This window comes from Cytobacillus sp. FSL W8-0315 (assembly GCF_038002905.1).
GTDB lineage: Bacteria > Bacillota > Bacilli > Bacillales > Cytobacillaceae > Cytobacillus > Cytobacillus pseudoceanisediminis.
Genome location: NZ_JBBOOC010000001.1, coordinates 179,169 through 194,399 on the forward strand (window position 1 = coordinate 179,169; position 15,231 = coordinate 194,399).

Genomic DNA, 15,231 nt, shown 5'->3' on the forward strand with positions numbered 1-15,231 from the left:
CTCCTCAGCGCTACTGATAATTTTTTAAATACTGCCCCTCTTGAAAAATCTCTTCCGCACTCAAGGCTGTCCACTCTTCCGGAGTAGTATCCGGATGCAGTTTGAGATAAGAATCTACCATTTTGTAGCCTTCACTGTAGCCATAATGACGTGGAAGGGCCTGACCGCCCATTAAAATCTCCAGAGAACGATTTAGATCATATGTATCTAAATCTCCTTCAACTTTTGCCCAGAAGGTTTTATTAAAACTTGGGTCCACTTGAGAAAAGGTGATATTTGGATAAATGAGCTTTTCAAACATCACAGCTTTACCTTCAAAAATGAGGTTATCCAGCACAGAAAAAGATATATACTTTTCTAAGTGTTGTTCAGTCCAAATACTGTGATGATATTCATGAGCTATGCCGGCCCTAATCATATCTTCTGTGTAAAATTCATTGTAAAAAACAATAATCTTTCCAGCTCCTGCTGCAACCATTGTATTCTCATTTCCGGGATGTGAAGGAAAAACGCAAACTGCTGTTTCTTCCTCCGAAGGTAAAAAATCTGAGGATTTTAGAAGTGCATCCTTAATGGCAACATTTGTTTTTTCTTCATCGATTTCGTTCAGAACTTTCTTAATTGAATCAGAGTTTTCAGGGGACCATTTCAGCAGGTTATCTACCATGTGGAGGTATTCCCCGCCCTCAAAGCATGTGTTGTAGACTTTTTTTATTATTTTATTCTGATAAACTTCACCGGCATCTTCTTGGTTTTTTTCGAGCTGATCAATCAGAGAAGTATATAGCTTATAAGCGTGTACGACTTTGTATTTTTGTTTTGTCTCCGGATGTTCAAATGAATAAGCAATCTTTTCTTCAACTTGTTTTTCTTTGCTCGACTTTTCCTCTTCAGAACAGGCAGCCAATGTGAACAGTATCGTCAGCATCAGCATAATTTTTGAAAACCGCAAAACTCTCTTCATACCAACCATCCCTTGCCCAAATATATCTTTTAAATTAACATTACCATAATTTGGACATTCGCTAGGTGACACCCATAAAAAATCCTGCCCTCATTTTTAAGAGGACAGGCAGTATAATCCCTAGATTTCTCTCATCTTTCTGCAAACATAAACCATCTCATAGCTATCAGATCTGACAGGTGTCTCCTGCCAATCACTAAATACATGGACAATCTCCATTCCGTTATTCAATAGAAGCCGGTCCATTTCTCTTGGAAAAACATACCGCAGGTTTATACTTGTTCTTTTTTCATTGGTCTGCATTCCTTCACTATCGTAAAATTTTCTTATAGTGATATAATGCTGAATCTGACTTAGTGAGTCGTACGTACTGATTGTATATACATCCACTTTGTTTTGACTGACAGGGTCTATATACGTTTTCCAATATTCTTCTTCTGCAGGCTGCAGCAGCTCTTCCACACTCGGAAACCTTGATCCAAAGACAAAGATGCCGCCGCGTTCCAGATGTTTATTAACAGATGATAAGAAATCATCCTGATCTTCATTCGTTAAAAAATGCTGAAAAGAATTTCCGACTGAGAACATGAACGGACTCTTCACATTCAGACTGAGACCTCGGCAATCCTGTTCCACCCATTCAATTTGCAGGCCCAGCCCAGCTGATTTCTCCCTTGCAAGGTTTAACATTCCGCTATGGGCATCTACTCCAATCAAACGATGCCCTTTACTTGCCAGCGGAATGGCCGCTCTCCCTGTCCCGCAGGCTAAATCAATAATTGGCCCACCCGTTTTTGAAGCCCATTTCAGCAGATAGGAAACATCCTCCTGGTAGGAGTCATTCTCTTTATCATATAAAATCGGATCATTGTATTCTTCTGTAAATTTCATAGTATCCAGATTTAATTCTCCTTTCTATCTTCAAATGAAGTTTCACTTCTAGCTTCAATTTTATGAGGTTCCTTGCTGCTTTTCCTGATCAGCCCATTATCCAAGTCATCAATTGGGGTAAAGTTATTGCCTGATACGTCTCTTCTGGACTTAAACATCCGAAAAAGAATATAAATCAGCAAACCTATTACTGCGATTAATAAAATATAGCGCACTTTGCCACCTCATATCGGTTATTTCTTAAACAGCCGGTAAACAAAAAATATTCCACTTGCTATCAGCAGTAAAAGTAAAACAGAATCAGTCCCGGAACACTATATTCGCTAACAAATCTTTACCTCCTTTCAGCCAATAAAAAAATACCAGCTTTAGATTCTCTCTTTATTTAAACCTTTTTACACAAACATATCTTCTAAATAGGTGAATTTTCAACGAAAATTAAAAACAGTAGAAAACTCACATGATTTTATGTTGCATTTTTTTACAAAAAAGGATAATTTTAAGTCATAAAGAATAAAATGTTACATCTGCTGTATTAGATGTAAACCTTACAGCACTGCAAGGGGAAACCGAGAAAATTTGTTATGGAAAAAGGGGATTGAAACACATGCAAAAGTATAGAAGGAGAAACACGCCAGCTTTTACATTTTTAGCATACTTTACACTGATCGCCGGCGTTGGCCTGTTTCTGATTGGGCTTTACAATGCTGATATGGAGCTTAATGAAAAAGGGTATTATATTGCGGTCATGCTCCTGGTGGCAGTTGGATCCATTCTGACTCAGAAAGTAACACGGGACAATGCCGAAGATGCGGAAATCATGGCAGAGCAGGAGCGCAGATCAGCTAAAATTGAACAATAATACACAAGCTCAGAAATGCTTCTGGGCTTTTTCTTTTTATTAAATAAAATGTGTTGACTTTAACACTTAAAAGCGTTTAAGATATAAAGCATCCTAATACTTAAATGCTTTGAAGGAATTGAAGTAGTGGTATCCTCCCTGTTACAGAGAGCTGGTGGTGCTGAAAACCAGTACAAAGGAGATCATGAATTACGTTTCTGGAGCTTCTTATTTCTTTTCTGAAATAAGACGGTTTAGCCGTTATTCTGTGAAGTGGTAAGTTATATACTTACAATCAGGGTGGTACCGCGAATAAATTCGTCCCTGCTGAATGAAAATTCAGCAGGGACTTTTTATATCCATTTACTTTCGCACTAAAAAGCGTTTAAGCATGAAAACTAATAAAAGGAGACATACCAAATGAAGAAATCGATTCCCCTGCACTTACGCCCTTTTACAGCCCAGCAGCATTACAATGCTTACAGTCCCATTGACCATGCGGTTTGGAGATATGTGATGAGGCAAAATCATCATTTCCTTGAGGACATAGCCCATGATGCATTCACTTCAGGTCTGAAGTCATCCGGCATTTCCATCGACAGCATTCCACGGGTAAGTGAAATGAACGATCATTTAGATAAAATCGGCTGGGGGGCTGTCATTGTCGACGGATTGATTCCGGGCACAGCGTTTTTTGATTTTCAAGCGCATGGCATCCTTCCTATCGCAACGGATATACGCCAGAAGACCAATATCGAATACACACCCGCTCCTGACATTCTCCATGAAGCGGCGGGGCATGCACCGATTTTATTTGATGAAACCTACTCAGAGTTTGTTAAATTAATAGGGAATATCGGCGCCAACGCTTTTGCGACAAAAGAAGAACATGAGGTGTTTGAAGCAATCAGGCATTTATCGATTGTCATGGAAAGTCCTGCTTCAACAGAAGAAGAAATTGAAGCAGCCAAACAGCGGTTAAAGGAAAAACAGCATCTCGTAAAAGGACTTTCTGAAGCTGAGCAAATCTCCCGGATTTTTTGGTGGACAGTTGAATTTGGACTGATTGGCGATCTGCAGAAGCCCAAGATCTTCGGTGCAGGACTGCTGTCATCTGTAGGAGAAAGTAAACATAGCCTGTCCGATCAGGTGAAGAAACGCCTGTTTACAATTGAAGATGCGATTAACACCAGCTATGACGTTACATCTATGCAGACTCAGCTATTTGTTTGCGAAAGCTTTGAACAATTGATTGAGGAAGTGACGAGGTTCGGCGAGTCGATGGCCTTCAGGCAAGGCGGTACAGTGGCTATCGAAAAAGCGATCGCTTCAAGCAAGGTTGCGCACATCGAGTTCAATTCCGGAATTCAGATTACTGGTCTTTTCACCGATATCATGAAGGATGCAGAAGGGGAAGCCATCTATGTCAAAACCTCAGGTCCAAGTGCCCTTTCGATTCAAAATGAACAAATTAATCATCATGGTCCTGATATTCACAATGACGGCTTTGGAGCGCCTATCGGAAAACTTGCTGGAGGCATTAAGCTGGAGAATCAATCTGAACAGAGCCTGAAAAAACTTGGCATCGAAATAAATAAAATGATGCAAATCACATTCGAAAGCGGAGTAGAAATTTCCGGCCATGTGACGAATCTATTATTTAATCATGATACCCTTGTTTTAATATCACTTGAAGAATGTCTCGTCAAAAAGGGAGAAGAAATCTTGTTCCATCCCACTTGGGGCACATATGATTTAGCTGTGGGCAGTCAGATTGTTTCTGCACGGCCCATCGCAGCAGATTACGCTGCATACCACGGGGAATCTGTTATAAACGAAGAAGAAAGTCCAAAAGAAGGAACAACCCTTACGCCTCTGGAAGAGCTATATGCGGAAGTAAGGCAAATCCGAGACACAAATTTCTCTCAGGATGTCCTTCTTCACAGTGTTATCGGAAAAATTCTCGACGAGTTCCCGGAAGAATGGCTGCTTCAGCTGGAAGTATTGGAACTGCTTGAAAAGCATGACAAAGAATCCCCTTTGAAAAAACTGCTCCTGGACCAGCTTGAAAAGTTAAGCAGGGAAGAACGCTATGTCCGGCTGATTCAAAACGGACTCGATGTCATTTTTGGCAGGAGGCATGCCACAGTATGAAAAGATTAAGTGAAGAAGAAATAGCCCGGCAACTATCCACGCTGTCGGACTGGAAAAGAAAAGACAGCAAATGGATTGAACGACGTTACCGTTTCAAAGAATACCTCGATGGAATCGCATTCGTAAATAAAATAGCATCGCTTGCCGAAAAAGAAAACCATCATCCTTTTATCACCATTCAATACAAAATGGTGATCATCTCCCTCACTTCCTGGAGTGAGAATGGGCTGACAGGTCTGGATTTTAAGCTAGCCAGGAAGATTGATGACCTTTATCTTGCAGACCATCATTAGGAAAATAAGTGCCTGTTGAGGTGACAGGCACTTATTTTTCCATTGTATCAAGCGGAATCTCATATTCCGGAAGCACTTCGTAAAACGCCCTTCTCTTTGCATACCAGTCTGAATGAAGATTCAGCAAAATTTTCTTGTCATCCTCTAATGCAATTTCAAGCTGAGCCGGCAGCCCCCTCTTGTTTAGCTGAGTGACCGATTTCACCTCTTCCCACTGATAGCTTTCAACTGCCTTTATAGTGGATGCGCAATTAATATGAATCCCGTTTTCATCCAAATAGGCATACACATCAAAAGACATATAGAATATGAAAAGAGACAGTCCGAACAAGAAAACAGCTGTTAAAGTCAGCCGTTTTGAAGAATTCATTTCCCTGGAATACAGAAAAGTCCCAGCCACAGCGAACAAAAGAAAAAATCCTGTACTAAAGATCACATAAGAAAGTTTATAGGTGCTAAATGCTAAGAAGAATTGAGGATAAAAGTAGAATTTATGAATGAAGTTAACGCAAATGATGCTGATGGGGATTACACTTAAAATGTAAATCAGACTTAGGCTGAATAACTTAGGTATTAAACCCTTTTCATGGGCAAGCTTGATGTGACATCACCTCCCCTTTATTTACCTTATATTACCACATTAACCATATATATAACTTAAAATTTGTACTAATATAAATGGGGCAGGACAATGAGTGGCTATTTGATCAGCCCAGCCTCATTTATGTGAATATCCAGGATGTTGATCATCCAATCAATTTTGCAAGGAAAGTCAGAAGAGCGTTAAGAAGTTAATCATTTTCAAATAAAAAAATACGCAAGCCCCATTTAGAATTTGAACTAAATGGGGCTTTTCCTTATAGCGCTGACTCCAAATCCTCAATCAAGTCTTCGGCATCTTCCAGACCAACCGATATGCGGATCAGGCCGTCTGTTATTCCCAATTCCAGACGGCGATCTCTCGGTATCGATGCATGTGTCATTTTGGCTGGAAGGGAAATTAGACTTTCCACCGCGCCTAAACTTTCTGCCAGGGTAAAGTATTTTACTTTTTTAAGGACCTCTTCTGCCTTTTCACCGGTTCCGGCATCAAAGGAAATCATTCCGCCAAAGCCCCGTGCCTGCTGCAAGTGAATGTCATGGCCTTTATGATCTTTAAATCCTGGATAATAAATCTTTGAAACCTGTGGATGATTGGCAAGAAAATGTGCCACCCTTTTCGCATTTTCTTCAATTTCCTCCATCCGAATGGCCAGTGTCCGAATTCCCCTGATTAATAGCCAGCTGTCCTGCGGTCCCAGAACAGCACCGGTTGAATTTTGGATGAAGTGCATATCTCTAGCAAGCTGTTCGGAATTCACCACAACCAGCCCAGCAACCACATCACTATGTCCGCCTATATATTTGGTGGCACTATGGAGGACTATATCAGCACCCAGTTCTATCGGATTTTGCCAATATGGTGTACTGAAGGTGTTATCTACAATCATTAGCAGATTCTTTGATTTTGCCAGTTTGGAGATACCGGCCAAGTCTGTAATCTTCAGCAATGGATTTGTTGGCGTTTCAACATAAATGGCTTTTGTATTTTCCTGGATCGCCGCTTCCACAGCAGCCAAATCACTTGTATCCACAAAGGTTACATCTACATTATATTTCGTCAGAACCTTTGTCACTAATCGATAGGACCCGCCATATACATCATCTGTGAAAATAACATGATCTCCTGTTGAAAATAAGTGCATTACAGAAGAGATAGCCGCCATGCCGGAACCGAAAGCAAACCCGCGGTATCCGCCTTCCAAATCCTTTATTAATTCCTCCAGTGCATGCCTTGTCGGATTTCCGGTTCTTGCATACTCATAAATGAAATTGCCCACACCATCTTGTTTAAAGGTACTGGCATGGTGGACAGGAATGGAGACGGCACCTGTATGTTCATCCCTGGAGATGCCGCCGTGAATCATTTGTGTTTTCTTTCTCATTGTTTATCCTCCTCATAAATAGATTTACTTAAATACCGCTCACTGCTGTCAGGAAAAATCGTGAGAATATTCGTGCCAGGCGCAGCGTTCTCAGCTTCTCTCAATACTGCTTCGAAAGCAGCTCCTGACGAACTTCCAACTAAGTATCCTTGCAATAATGCCAGCTCCTTAACTCGTTTAAAGGCATCTTTATCTGAAATGGTATGAATGGCGTCAAATAAACCTATTTCCATATACGGCGGCAAAAACTCCATCCCGATTCCCTCTGTTCGGTGCGGCCCTGCCTTTCCGCCATTTAAAATGGATCCTTCAGGTTCAACGATAACTGTCTTTATCTTTGGATTCTTTTCTTTAAAATATCTGGCGCAGCCCATGAATGTACCGCCAGTCCCTGCTCCTGCTGCAAAAATATCGATCTTCCCATCTAACGCTTGGAAAATCTCAGGTCCCAATGTTTCATAATACGTTTGCGGGTTATTTTCATTGCTGAATTGCTGAGGACTATAGGAATTAGGAATCTTTAGCAGCAGTTCCTCAGCCTTCTTAATAGCGCCTTCCATGCCCTCTTCAGTCGGCGTATTAATAACTTCTGCCCCTAACGCCTTCATTAGTTCCTGTTTTTCAACGCTGAATTTTTGAGGTACGACACAGATGATTTTGATCTTCGTTCCAATAGCAGCCAGCGCTAAGCCGATCCCGGTATTCCCTGCAGTCGGTTCAATTACAGCCCCATCTTCCGGAAGCAGCCCATCCTCAATCGCTGTCTGAATCAGCTTTTGTCCTAACCGATCCTTTACACTGCCGCCGGGGTTAAAATATTCAAGCTTAGCGAAAACATTTACTCCATGCGGAACAGCGTAGTGTTTGATTTTCACAAGAGGGGTATGCCCAATCAGTTCCTTCACACTGCTGTAATAATTCATCGTCAGCACCTCTGTTTTTCAGAAAGAATGGTTACTCTTCTCCATAGCGTTTTTTGGATTTTACTTATGTTTCCTTTAATTCTTATTATTCCTACTTGTATAGTATGTTTTAAATGTTTTTTTGTCAATTATCAGCTGAAAAATCAGCTGGCAACTGAGAAATAAGGCAAGTTGCAAAGTTGCCAAGTTAGATATTTATTCATACTATACCAATAAGTATTATAAGAATTAAAAGGAGTGATTTTTACAATGGGCCGTGAATTTGTAGATTTGTTTGACCACTGGGCAGAATCCTATGATCAGGCTGTAACGGGTAAAGACCTTGAATATCAAGAGGTGTTTTTGAATTATGAACATATCCTTCAAGAGGTTGCCAATCATGTGAACGGGAATGTAATTGAATTTGGTGTAGGCACTGGCAATTTAACACAGAAACTCTTGGAAAAAGGAGCTAATGTAACTGGAATTGAACCTTCTGCAGCCATGAGGGATATAGCAGGGAAAAAATTGCCAAATGTTCCGTTATTAAATGGTGATTTTCTGGACTTCCAAATAATTGGTCCCGTAGATGCCTTCGTTTGTACTTACGCTTTTCATCATTTAAAGGACACCGAAAAAGCTGAAGCCATCACAAAATACAGTTCTTTGCTTTCAACTGGCGGCAAAGTGATTTTTGCAGATACCGTCTTTAAAAGTAATGAGAATAAACAGGCTGTCATCGAAGAAGCAAAAAGGATGCATTTTCTCAGCCTAGCACAGGATCTGGAAACGGAATATTACACAACGATCCCAGTATTGGATGAAATCTTTCAATCCAATGGGTTTACTGTCGAGTTTAAGCAGCTCAATCGGTTTGTATGGCTCATACACGCAATTAAATTATAATCCTATCACCGCGCCAAAAATCCTACTTGACAAATAGGAAATATCAGAATTATGATTGAATTATCAAAAATATATTGCCGATCAGTCTGCTGAAGGCCCTGCGGAATAGCTGTTTGCTATTCCGCAGGGCCTTTGTTGTTTATCGGTGTAAAAAAGGGGGGTGAGATTAAACAAATCGGGTTTAAGACTTAAAACATTTAGGGGGATTGAAAAATGAATAGCTGGAAGTATGTAAAATCTTTTGTTGTTTTTGTATTCCTGATCGGATGGCTGGCCGGATGCCAGGAACAATCGGCAAGCACAAGAAGCGATTCTGATGGTAAAAAAAATGAAGACGGCCTAACCGTTACAATAGGAATCCAGCAAAGCATCTGGCCTATTCTATTAGCCAAGCACAAAGGCTGGTTTGAAGAAGAGTTTGAGAAAACAGGAGTAAAAATAAAATGGGCGGAATTCCAAAGCGGTCCTTCTTACTTTGAAGCAATTGCATCTAACCGCATAGACTTTGGCCGTGTTGGAAATATTCCGGTGCTTGCCGGACAAAGTGGCGGGATTGATTTTAAAGAGATTGCCGTTGCCAGCACCGGAGAAAGAGGGGATGCTCTTCTGGTTCCTAAAGACAGCCCTATTACATCTGTAAAGGATTTAAAAGGAAAAAAAGTGGCGGTTGCAAAAGGAAGCAGTGCATTTGGCCTACTCTACCGCCTTCTGGAAAAGGAAAACATCAGGCCGTCAGAATTGGAAATCATCCAGCTTCAGCCTGATGAAGCACAGCCTGCTTTTGAAACCGGGAAAGTGGATGCATGGGCAATCTGGGAACCTTATCAGTCCATTCAAGTGGTCAAAAACGGCGCAAAAGTCATCGCAAATGGTGAAACAGTCGGAACCTTCAGTCCCGGATTTCAAATTGTCCGCACACAATTCGCAAAAGAACATCCTGAACTAGTGGAACTTTATCTTAAGGTAACGGAAAAAGCAACAAGATGGCAGCTTGAGAACAAAGAGGAGGCAATCGAAATATATGCAGATCTGAAGAATACGGATAAAGAAGTTATTGCGAGAGTGCTGGAAAACTCCGTTCCGGCCAATACACCAATCAGTCCGGAAATTGTGGGGACCCAGCAGGAGTCTGCTGCACTTCTATTAGAATTGGGAGGAATCAACAAAGAAATCAATGTTTCTGAAGTTGTTGATAACTCCTATATTGAAAAAGTCTTAAAAGAATACAAATAACTATTCATTAAAACAAAGAAAAGAACCCCGCTTCATTTAATCTGAGCGGGATTCTTCTTTAGCTTATCCTGCTGGATCAACATTTTGAACTAAGTCAGGAAAGGGCAGCCCAAGATTGCCTCGCAGGGTATCACTTGTATATTCTGTTCTAAAAAGGCCTCTATTTTGAAGAAGCGGAATAACGTATTGAACAAAATCTGAAAAGCCTTCACTCATTAGCTGAGGCATGATGTTAAATCCATCAGCACCCCCATTTTCAAACCATAGCTGAAGTTCATCCGCTATCTGCTCAGCTGTCCCGGCAATCGTATAATGACCCCTGCCTCCAGCAAGCCTGAGAAGCAATTGTCTAATGGTCAGATTCTCTTTTTTAGCCAGATCCTGGATAAGTTTGGTTCGGCTCTGATGCCCTTGAATCTGCTGGATTTCAGGCAGTTCGGGCAGCGGTCCATCCAATGGATAGCCTGTTAAGTCAATGCCAATACGATTGGAAAGCTGCAATAGACTATACTCAGGATTGGTCAAATTATGAAGCTCTGTTTCTTTTTCTCTCGCTTCTTCTTCTGTTGCACCTATTATAGGGCAAATGCCCGGAAGGATGATGACATTCTCCGGATTTCGTCCAAACTCAGCAGCCCTCGTTTTTAATGCTTTGTAAAATGCTTGTGCTTCAGAAAGGGACTGCTGTGCTGTAAAAACCACTTCTGCGAATTGAGCGGCGAAATCAATGCCAGTTTTCGATGAGCCGGCCTGTACAATGACAGGTTGCCCCTGCGGAGATCTTGGGCTGTTTAACGGTCCCTTTACCGAATAATAGCTGCCCTTGTGGCCGATTTCATGCACTTTATCACTCAAGGAATAAATCCCCGCTTCTTTGTCCCTTACTAACGCCCCTTCTTCCCAGCTGTCCCATAATTTTTTAGTCACTTCCACAAATTCTTTGGCACGCTTATAGCGCTCCCTGTGTTCTGGTATTTTTTCGAGATTAAAGTTATTTGCTTCTGCATCCGTTCCTGACGTGATCACATTCCAGCCTGCACGGCCTTTGCTTAAATGATCCAGAGAAGAAAATCTTCTGGCCACATTGAAGGGCTCATTAAAAGTAGTCGAGACCGTTGCGATCAGTCCGATTTTTTTGGTTGCAGCGGACAAGGCGGATAATAGAGTGAGAGGCTCAAAACCTCCACCGCCCAACTCTCCGTACTTGACAGCACTTGTCGATACCGAATATCTGTCTGACAGAAAAATAGAATCCAGCTTTGCTTCTTCCGCTTTTTGAACAATCTCCAGATAATAAGAGATATCATATGCCCGCTCTGGATCTGATGAAGGGTGCCTCCATGCGGCCTCATGGTGTCCCATGCTTGTTAAAAATAAATTCAGGTTCATTTTACGATTTCCCATTCTATCCCGCCTCCATTTTTTAGCCTTTATAGCTCTCCCGCCATTTAAGCCATTTTCTTTCAAAGTATCTTACAAACGAATCCGAAGCCTTTCCAAATACAGCGAAAATAATAATTCCTGCAAATACAACCGTTGTCTGTGAAAATTGTCTGGCATCCGTAATTAAATATCCGATACCTTCACTTGACCCCATGAGTTCCGCAGCGACCAGCGCCAGCCATGCTGCACCTAATGCAAGGCGAAACCCCAGCAGGATATTAGGTAGGGCCGAAGGAAGGATCAAATTCGTGATTTGCTTCCATCTGCTGAATTCAAGCACCCTTGCAACATCAAACAATTTTGCATCCACACTGCGTATGCCAAGGAAAGCATTGACATAGAGCGGAAAGAAAGCTCCTTTTGCGATAAGAAGCACCTTGGAGACTTCACCAAAACCAAACCACAAGATAAACAGCGGAATGACTGCCAGAGTCGGAATGGTCCGAAGCATTTGCAGCGTCGGATCCAGCGTATGCTCCACCTTGCTGGAAAAGCCGACAGCTAAACCAGCAAGCAATCCAAGGGTTCCTCCAATGAGAAAGCCTCCCAATGCCCGCAGAAAGCTGACTTTAAAATGGTAAAGAAGATTGCCTGCAGTCAGCAGCTCAATAAATGAGCTGAAAATGCTGCTTGGCCTTGGCAGGAGTGCTTCCGAGATTAGATGATAATAGCCGGCAAATTCCCAGATGAGCAGTACAAGAAACGGAAATATCATCCCTCTTAAGAACACGCCCAATTTTTTATCACTACTTCCCTTTAATTCTTTTATTCTCAATTTCTCTTTGCCCTGTTCTAATGCCGTCGGGTGTGCCCAGTCTGCTTTATTATTCAATCCATACACCTCCGCTAGATTCCTGCTCGATCTATTAATTCAAGTTCATCTGTCTTTTCAAATTCATTTAAAATAAGCTGGCGAAATTCCTGAAACGATTTATTTGATTTTTTCCTTGGATGAGGCAAACCAATTTTTACCGCTTTTTGAATGGATCCCGGTCTTGCATTCATGATTACTACCCGGTCTGCAAGATAAATAGCTTCATCTATATCATGGGTAACAAAAAGCATGGTGGTTCTATTTTTTTGCCAAATATCCAGAAGAACATCCTGCATATGGGACCTGGTAAACGCATCAAGAGCACCAAACGGTTCATCCAGAAGCAATACCTTAGGGTTACGCAAAAGGGCACGGGCTATAGCAGCTCTTTGCGCCATTCCCCCGGAAAGCTCTCTTGGATAGGCCTTGGCGAACTCATCCAATTTAACCAGTTCAATTAATTCTTTTACCTTTTCCTTCACTTCCTTATTTCTTAATGTGAAATTAGATGCAATATTCTTCTCAACCGTATGCCAGGGAAACAGCCTTGGCTCCTGAAATATAAAGCCCTTATCAATACTGGGGCCCTTTACTTCCTTCCCGTCAATCTTCACAATACCTGCCACATCATTATCCAGACCGGCAATGATTTGCAGCAATGTGCTTTTCCCGCACCCGCTGGGCCCTATAATCGTAATCAATTCACCATTTTCAACATCTAAATGAATATCCTTTAATGCCTGAACTTCTCCTTTTTCTGAATGAAACGTCTTGTCTAAATGACTGATCTCTAAAAAAGCCATTTGAAATTTCCCTCCTTTAAAATTTCCACCTGCCAGTTTAAATAAAAAAAGACACGTTCTATGAAAATAGAAATCGTGTCTTCTCCGGGAGTCCGGTCGAATGACTGTTTGCTATAATACAGCTTTTTTATTTTGGGAGATGTTTACTAACTGCTTAAGCTGATCTGTAACTTTTTCAAGCACCTCCTCATTTTTTATCGGATTTTCGAAATCTTCTTTATCCACATATTGATCGGTGAGATACACCCCTTTTAAGATCGTCTGGGCGCTTAGGGCAGCCAATAAAGGCTTTAAGGAATAATCAATTGCCAGCAGATGGGCAGGACTTCCTCCAACCATTAATGGAAAAACAGGCTTATTTTTAAAAGAGTCTTGAGGAAGACTATCCAGCAATGCTTTCAGTGCACCTGTATAAGCAGCTTTATATACTGGAGATACAATAATGATGCCGCTTGCTTCCTTTATTTCTTCAGAAAGCTTTTTAATGGAAGAATGGTCATACCGTCCTTCAATCAGGACATTGGCAGGAAAATCAAGTACAGAGTATTCCTTTACAGAAATCCCTTGTTTAGCAGATTCTTTCAGCAAATAGTTTACAAGTATGGAAGACCTTGATACGGAAGATGGACTTCCCGATATGGCAATATAATAGCTCATAACCGCCGCCATCCTTTCTTTGATTTATTTCTACACAACAATATCCTACAATACCTATAAACAAACTAGGAATAAATCCAAAAATAAACATCATCTCTTCCCATTATTAGACTCTACACGTATTTTTTCAGTTATTTCCACTTGCGCCACTTTCCCTGCATGAAGGGTAATGACGACTGACCCATATTCAATATCCTTAATAGAAGATAAAATATACTTTTCATACTCAGGCGTGATTTTTGCCATTGTACATACTCCCTTCCTTAAATAAATTAAATGATAAATCTTCAGGTGTGAAGATTTTGAGCTGCTTTGGTTTAATGAATACTTCTTCTCCTGCATTCAATCCCAGCCTGCGATACTTTTCTTTTGGAATTTCGGCCTCCAGATAATCATTGGTGTCTTTCCTGATAAGTTCTATTTGCACAATTGGCCCAACGATATGCAAATGGGATATGGTAGCAAGCACTGCATCATCATTTGATCCTTCTCTGCTGATGCTGATATCATGCGGCCTTGCGTAGCCTACTGCCTCCAGGTTATCTAAGCCTTCCCAATCTGGAATTTCCAAAGCCACATCACCTTGGTTCAGCTTTCCATTTTTCAGCCTTCCCCTGAATAAATTGACGCTCCCTAAAAAGTCATATACGAAGGGAGTCTGAGGATTATCATATACTTCCTCCGGTGTCCCAATTTGCTCGATTTTCCCCTGATTCATCACGACAATCTTGTCAGCAACATCCAATGCCTCTTCCTGATCATGTGTAACAAATATGCTTGAAATCTGGAATTCATCATGGAGTCTTCTCAGCCACCTTCTCAACTCTTTTCTGACCTTTGCATCAAGAGCTCCAAACGGTTCATCCAATAAAAGCACCTTAGGTTCAACCGCCAAAGCTCTTGCAAGAGCAACCCTCTGTCGCTGTCCTCCTGACAGCTGGGCAGGATAACGATTTGCCAAGTCCTTCAGCTTTACAAGCTCCAGCAGCTCATGAATTTTAATCTCAATTTCTTTTTTGCCCGGCCGTTCTTTCCTTGGCCTTACTTTCAGCCCATAAGCGACATTATCAAATACCGTCATATGGCGAAACAGTGCATAATGCTGGAAGACAAATCCGACTTTTCGTTCTTTAGCATTAATGCCGGTAATGTTCTCACTATCAAAAAATATAGAACCCTTGTCAGCTGCCTCTAAACCGGCAATAACCCGCAGCAGGGAGGTCTTCCCTGAACCCGAGGGGCCTAATAAGGCAACCAGCTCTCCTGTATGGATTTCAAGATTGATTTTTTCCAATGCCTGAAAAGTCCCAAAAGCTTTGGAAACGGAATTTATAACGATACTCAT

The 15,231-nt window shown here is 41.3% G+C and carries 17 protein-coding genes, 1 pseudogene and 1 other annotated feature; of the genes and pseudogenes, 6 read left to right on the forward strand and 12 right to left on the reverse strand.

Annotated features, from left to right (window positions below; all coding sequences use genetic code 11):
- Positions 1-10: 10 nt before the first annotated feature.
- The 3 genes from MKY20_RS01030 to MKY20_RS01040 form a co-directional block, all read right to left on the reverse strand.
- On the reverse strand, positions 11-964 hold the full coding sequence (locus MKY20_RS01030; RefSeq protein ID WP_251175578.1) for a DUF2268 domain-containing putative Zn-dependent protease: 954 nt from the start codon (positions 962-964) through the stop codon (positions 11-13).
- Positions 965-1,084: 120 nt separating this feature from the next.
- A complete protein-coding gene (locus MKY20_RS01035; RefSeq protein WP_251175579.1) occupies positions 1,085-1,855 on the reverse strand; it encodes a class I SAM-dependent methyltransferase in 771 nt (256 codons plus the stop codon).
- Between the two features lie 11 nt (positions 1,856-1,866).
- On the reverse strand, positions 1,867-2,070 hold the full coding sequence (locus MKY20_RS01040) for a hypothetical protein (protein WP_251175580.1): 204 nt from the start codon (positions 2,068-2,070) through the stop codon (positions 1,867-1,869).
- A gap of 392 nt (positions 2,071-2,462) precedes the next feature.
- Here MKY20_RS01040 and MKY20_RS01045 point away from each other — a divergent pair, with 392 nt between their 5' ends.
- The 3 genes from MKY20_RS01045 (at position 2,463) to MKY20_RS01055 (ending at position 5,143) form a co-directional block, all read left to right on the forward strand.
- Complete coding sequence (locus MKY20_RS01045) at positions 2,463-2,717, forward strand: YiaA/YiaB family inner membrane protein (protein ID WP_009335475.1); 255 nt, start codon at positions 2,463-2,465, stop codon at positions 2,715-2,717.
- A 100-nt stretch (positions 2,718-2,817) separates the two neighbouring features.
- Positions 2,818-3,025 (forward strand) — a binding site (T-box leader).
- Positions 3,026-3,116: 91 nt separating this feature from the next.
- On the forward strand, positions 3,117-4,850 hold the full coding sequence (locus MKY20_RS01050) for an aromatic amino acid hydroxylase (protein ID WP_251175581.1): 1,734 nt from the start codon (positions 3,117-3,119) through the stop codon (positions 4,848-4,850).
- Positions 4,847-5,143 (forward strand): 4a-hydroxytetrahydrobiopterin dehydratase, encoded by a 297-nt coding sequence (locus MKY20_RS01055; RefSeq protein ID WP_251175582.1) that lies wholly within the window; start codon positions 4,847-4,849, stop codon positions 5,141-5,143. The genes MKY20_RS01050 and MKY20_RS01055 overlap by 4 nt, the downstream gene beginning before the upstream one ends.
- A 31-nt stretch (positions 5,144-5,174) precedes the next feature.
- On the opposite strand, the gene MKY20_RS01060 is transcribed toward MKY20_RS01055, so the two are convergent.
- A complete protein-coding gene (locus MKY20_RS01060; RefSeq protein ID WP_251175583.1) occupies positions 5,175-5,552 on the reverse strand; it encodes a hypothetical protein in 378 nt (125 codons plus the stop codon).
- 281 nt (positions 5,553-5,833) lie between these two features.
- On the opposite strand from MKY20_RS01060, the pseudogene MKY20_RS01065 reads away from it, so the two are divergent.
- A pseudogene (locus MKY20_RS01065) lies at positions 5,834-5,938 on the forward strand (DUF1259 domain-containing protein); the annotation flags it as partial.
- A 62-nt stretch (positions 5,939-6,000) separates the two neighbouring features.
- Here MKY20_RS01065 and MKY20_RS01070 read toward each other — a convergent pair.
- The gene (locus MKY20_RS01070) at positions 6,001-7,128 is read right to left on the reverse strand and encodes a bifunctional cystathionine gamma-lyase/homocysteine desulfhydrase (RefSeq protein ID WP_009335479.1); all 1,128 of its coding nucleotides are present in this window, start codon (positions 7,126-7,128) and stop codon (positions 6,001-6,003) included.
- A complete protein-coding gene (locus MKY20_RS01075; RefSeq protein WP_192908096.1) occupies positions 7,125-8,051 on the reverse strand; it encodes a PLP-dependent cysteine synthase family protein in 927 nt (308 codons plus the stop codon). Before MKY20_RS01075 ends, MKY20_RS01070 begins: the two co-directional genes overlap by 4 nt.
- Before the next feature lie 249 nt (positions 8,052-8,300).
- Between MKY20_RS01075 and MKY20_RS01080 the strand changes: the two genes are divergently transcribed.
- Together MKY20_RS01080 and MKY20_RS01085 are read left to right on the forward strand one after the other, a co-directional pair.
- A complete protein-coding gene (locus tag MKY20_RS01080; RefSeq protein ID WP_251175584.1) occupies positions 8,301-8,936 on the forward strand; it encodes a class I SAM-dependent DNA methyltransferase in 636 nt (211 codons plus the stop codon).
- Between the two features lie 213 nt (positions 8,937-9,149).
- Positions 9,150-10,169: an aliphatic sulfonate ABC transporter substrate-binding protein gene (locus tag MKY20_RS01085; RefSeq protein WP_251175585.1), complete on the forward strand. Its 1,020-nt coding sequence runs from the start codon at positions 9,150-9,152 to the stop codon at positions 10,167-10,169.
- A gap of 63 nt (positions 10,170-10,232) precedes the next feature.
- Here the strand turns inward: MKY20_RS01085 and MKY20_RS01090 are convergent, their stop codons facing one another.
- From MKY20_RS01090 to MKY20_RS01115, 6 genes are all read right to left on the reverse strand, one after another.
- The gene (locus MKY20_RS01090) at positions 10,233-11,573 is read right to left on the reverse strand and encodes an LLM class flavin-dependent oxidoreductase (RefSeq protein ID WP_251175586.1); all 1,341 of its coding nucleotides are present in this window, start codon (positions 11,571-11,573) and stop codon (positions 10,233-10,235) included.
- 19 nt (positions 11,574-11,592) lie between these two features.
- Complete coding sequence (locus MKY20_RS01095; protein WP_251175587.1) at positions 11,593-12,444, reverse strand: ABC transporter permease; 852 nt, start codon at positions 12,442-12,444, stop codon at positions 11,593-11,595.
- 14 nt (positions 12,445-12,458) lie between these two features.
- Complete coding sequence (locus MKY20_RS01100; protein ID WP_251175588.1) at positions 12,459-13,229, reverse strand: ABC transporter ATP-binding protein; 771 nt, start codon at positions 13,227-13,229, stop codon at positions 12,459-12,461.
- Between the two features lie 111 nt (positions 13,230-13,340).
- Complete coding sequence (gene ssuE / locus MKY20_RS01105) at positions 13,341-13,886, reverse strand: NADPH-dependent FMN reductase (protein ID WP_217034814.1); 546 nt, start codon at positions 13,884-13,886, stop codon at positions 13,341-13,343.
- A gap of 90 nt (positions 13,887-13,976) precedes the next feature.
- Positions 13,977-14,132 (reverse strand): YezD family protein, encoded by a 156-nt coding sequence (locus tag MKY20_RS01110; RefSeq protein ID WP_197214080.1) that lies wholly within the window; start codon positions 14,130-14,132, stop codon positions 13,977-13,979.
- Positions 14,113-15,231: a sulfate/molybdate ABC transporter ATP-binding protein gene (locus MKY20_RS01115; RefSeq protein ID WP_251175589.1), complete on the reverse strand. Its 1,119-nt coding sequence runs from the start codon at positions 15,229-15,231 to the stop codon at positions 14,113-14,115. Before MKY20_RS01115 ends, MKY20_RS01110 begins: the two co-directional genes overlap by 20 nt.

Bases quoted from the DNA above. Each gene is read 5' to 3' on its own strand.
- MKY20_RS01030 (WP_251175578.1), bottom strand. From the start codon at position 964: ATGAAGAGAGTTTTGCGGTTTTCAAAAATTATGCTGATGCTGACGATA.
- MKY20_RS01035 (WP_251175579.1), bottom strand. From the start codon at position 1,855: ATGAAATTTACAGAAGAATACAATGATCCGATTTTATATGATAAAGAG.
- MKY20_RS01045 (WP_009335475.1), top strand. From the start codon at position 2,463: ATGCAAAAGTATAGAAGGAGAAACACGCCAGCTTTTACATTTTTAGCA.
- MKY20_RS01050 (WP_251175581.1), top strand. From the start codon at position 3,117: ATGAAGAAATCGATTCCCCTGCACTTACGCCCTTTTACAGCCCAGCAG.
- MKY20_RS01055 (WP_251175582.1), top strand. From the start codon at position 4,847: ATGAAAAGATTAAGTGAAGAAGAAATAGCCCGGCAACTATCCACGCTG.
- MKY20_RS01070 (WP_009335479.1), bottom strand. From the start codon at position 7,128: ATGAGAAAGAAAACACAAATGATTCACGGCGGCATCTCCAGGGATGAA.
- MKY20_RS01075 (WP_192908096.1), bottom strand. From the start codon at position 8,051: ATGAATTATTACAGCAGTGTGAAGGAACTGATTGGGCATACCCCTCTT.
- MKY20_RS01080 (WP_251175584.1), top strand. From the start codon at position 8,301: ATGGGCCGTGAATTTGTAGATTTGTTTGACCACTGGGCAGAATCCTAT.
- MKY20_RS01085 (WP_251175585.1), top strand. From the start codon at position 9,150: ATGAATAGCTGGAAGTATGTAAAATCTTTTGTTGTTTTTGTATTCCTG.
- MKY20_RS01090 (WP_251175586.1), bottom strand. From the start codon at position 11,573: ATGGGAAATCGTAAAATGAACCTGAATTTATTTTTAACAAGCATGGGA.
- MKY20_RS01100 (WP_251175588.1), bottom strand. From the start codon at position 13,229: ATGGCTTTTTTAGAGATCAGTCATTTAGACAAGACGTTTCATTCAGAA.
- ssuE (WP_217034814.1), bottom strand. From the start codon at position 13,886: ATGAGCTATTATATTGCCATATCGGGAAGTCCATCTTCCGTATCAAGG.
- MKY20_RS01110 (WP_197214080.1), bottom strand. From the start codon at position 14,132: ATGGCAAAAATCACGCCTGAGTATGAAAAGTATATTTTATCTTCTATT.
- MKY20_RS01115 (WP_251175589.1), bottom strand. From the start codon at position 15,231: ATGAGTATCGTTATAAATTCCGTTTCCAAAGCTTTTGGGACTTTTCAG.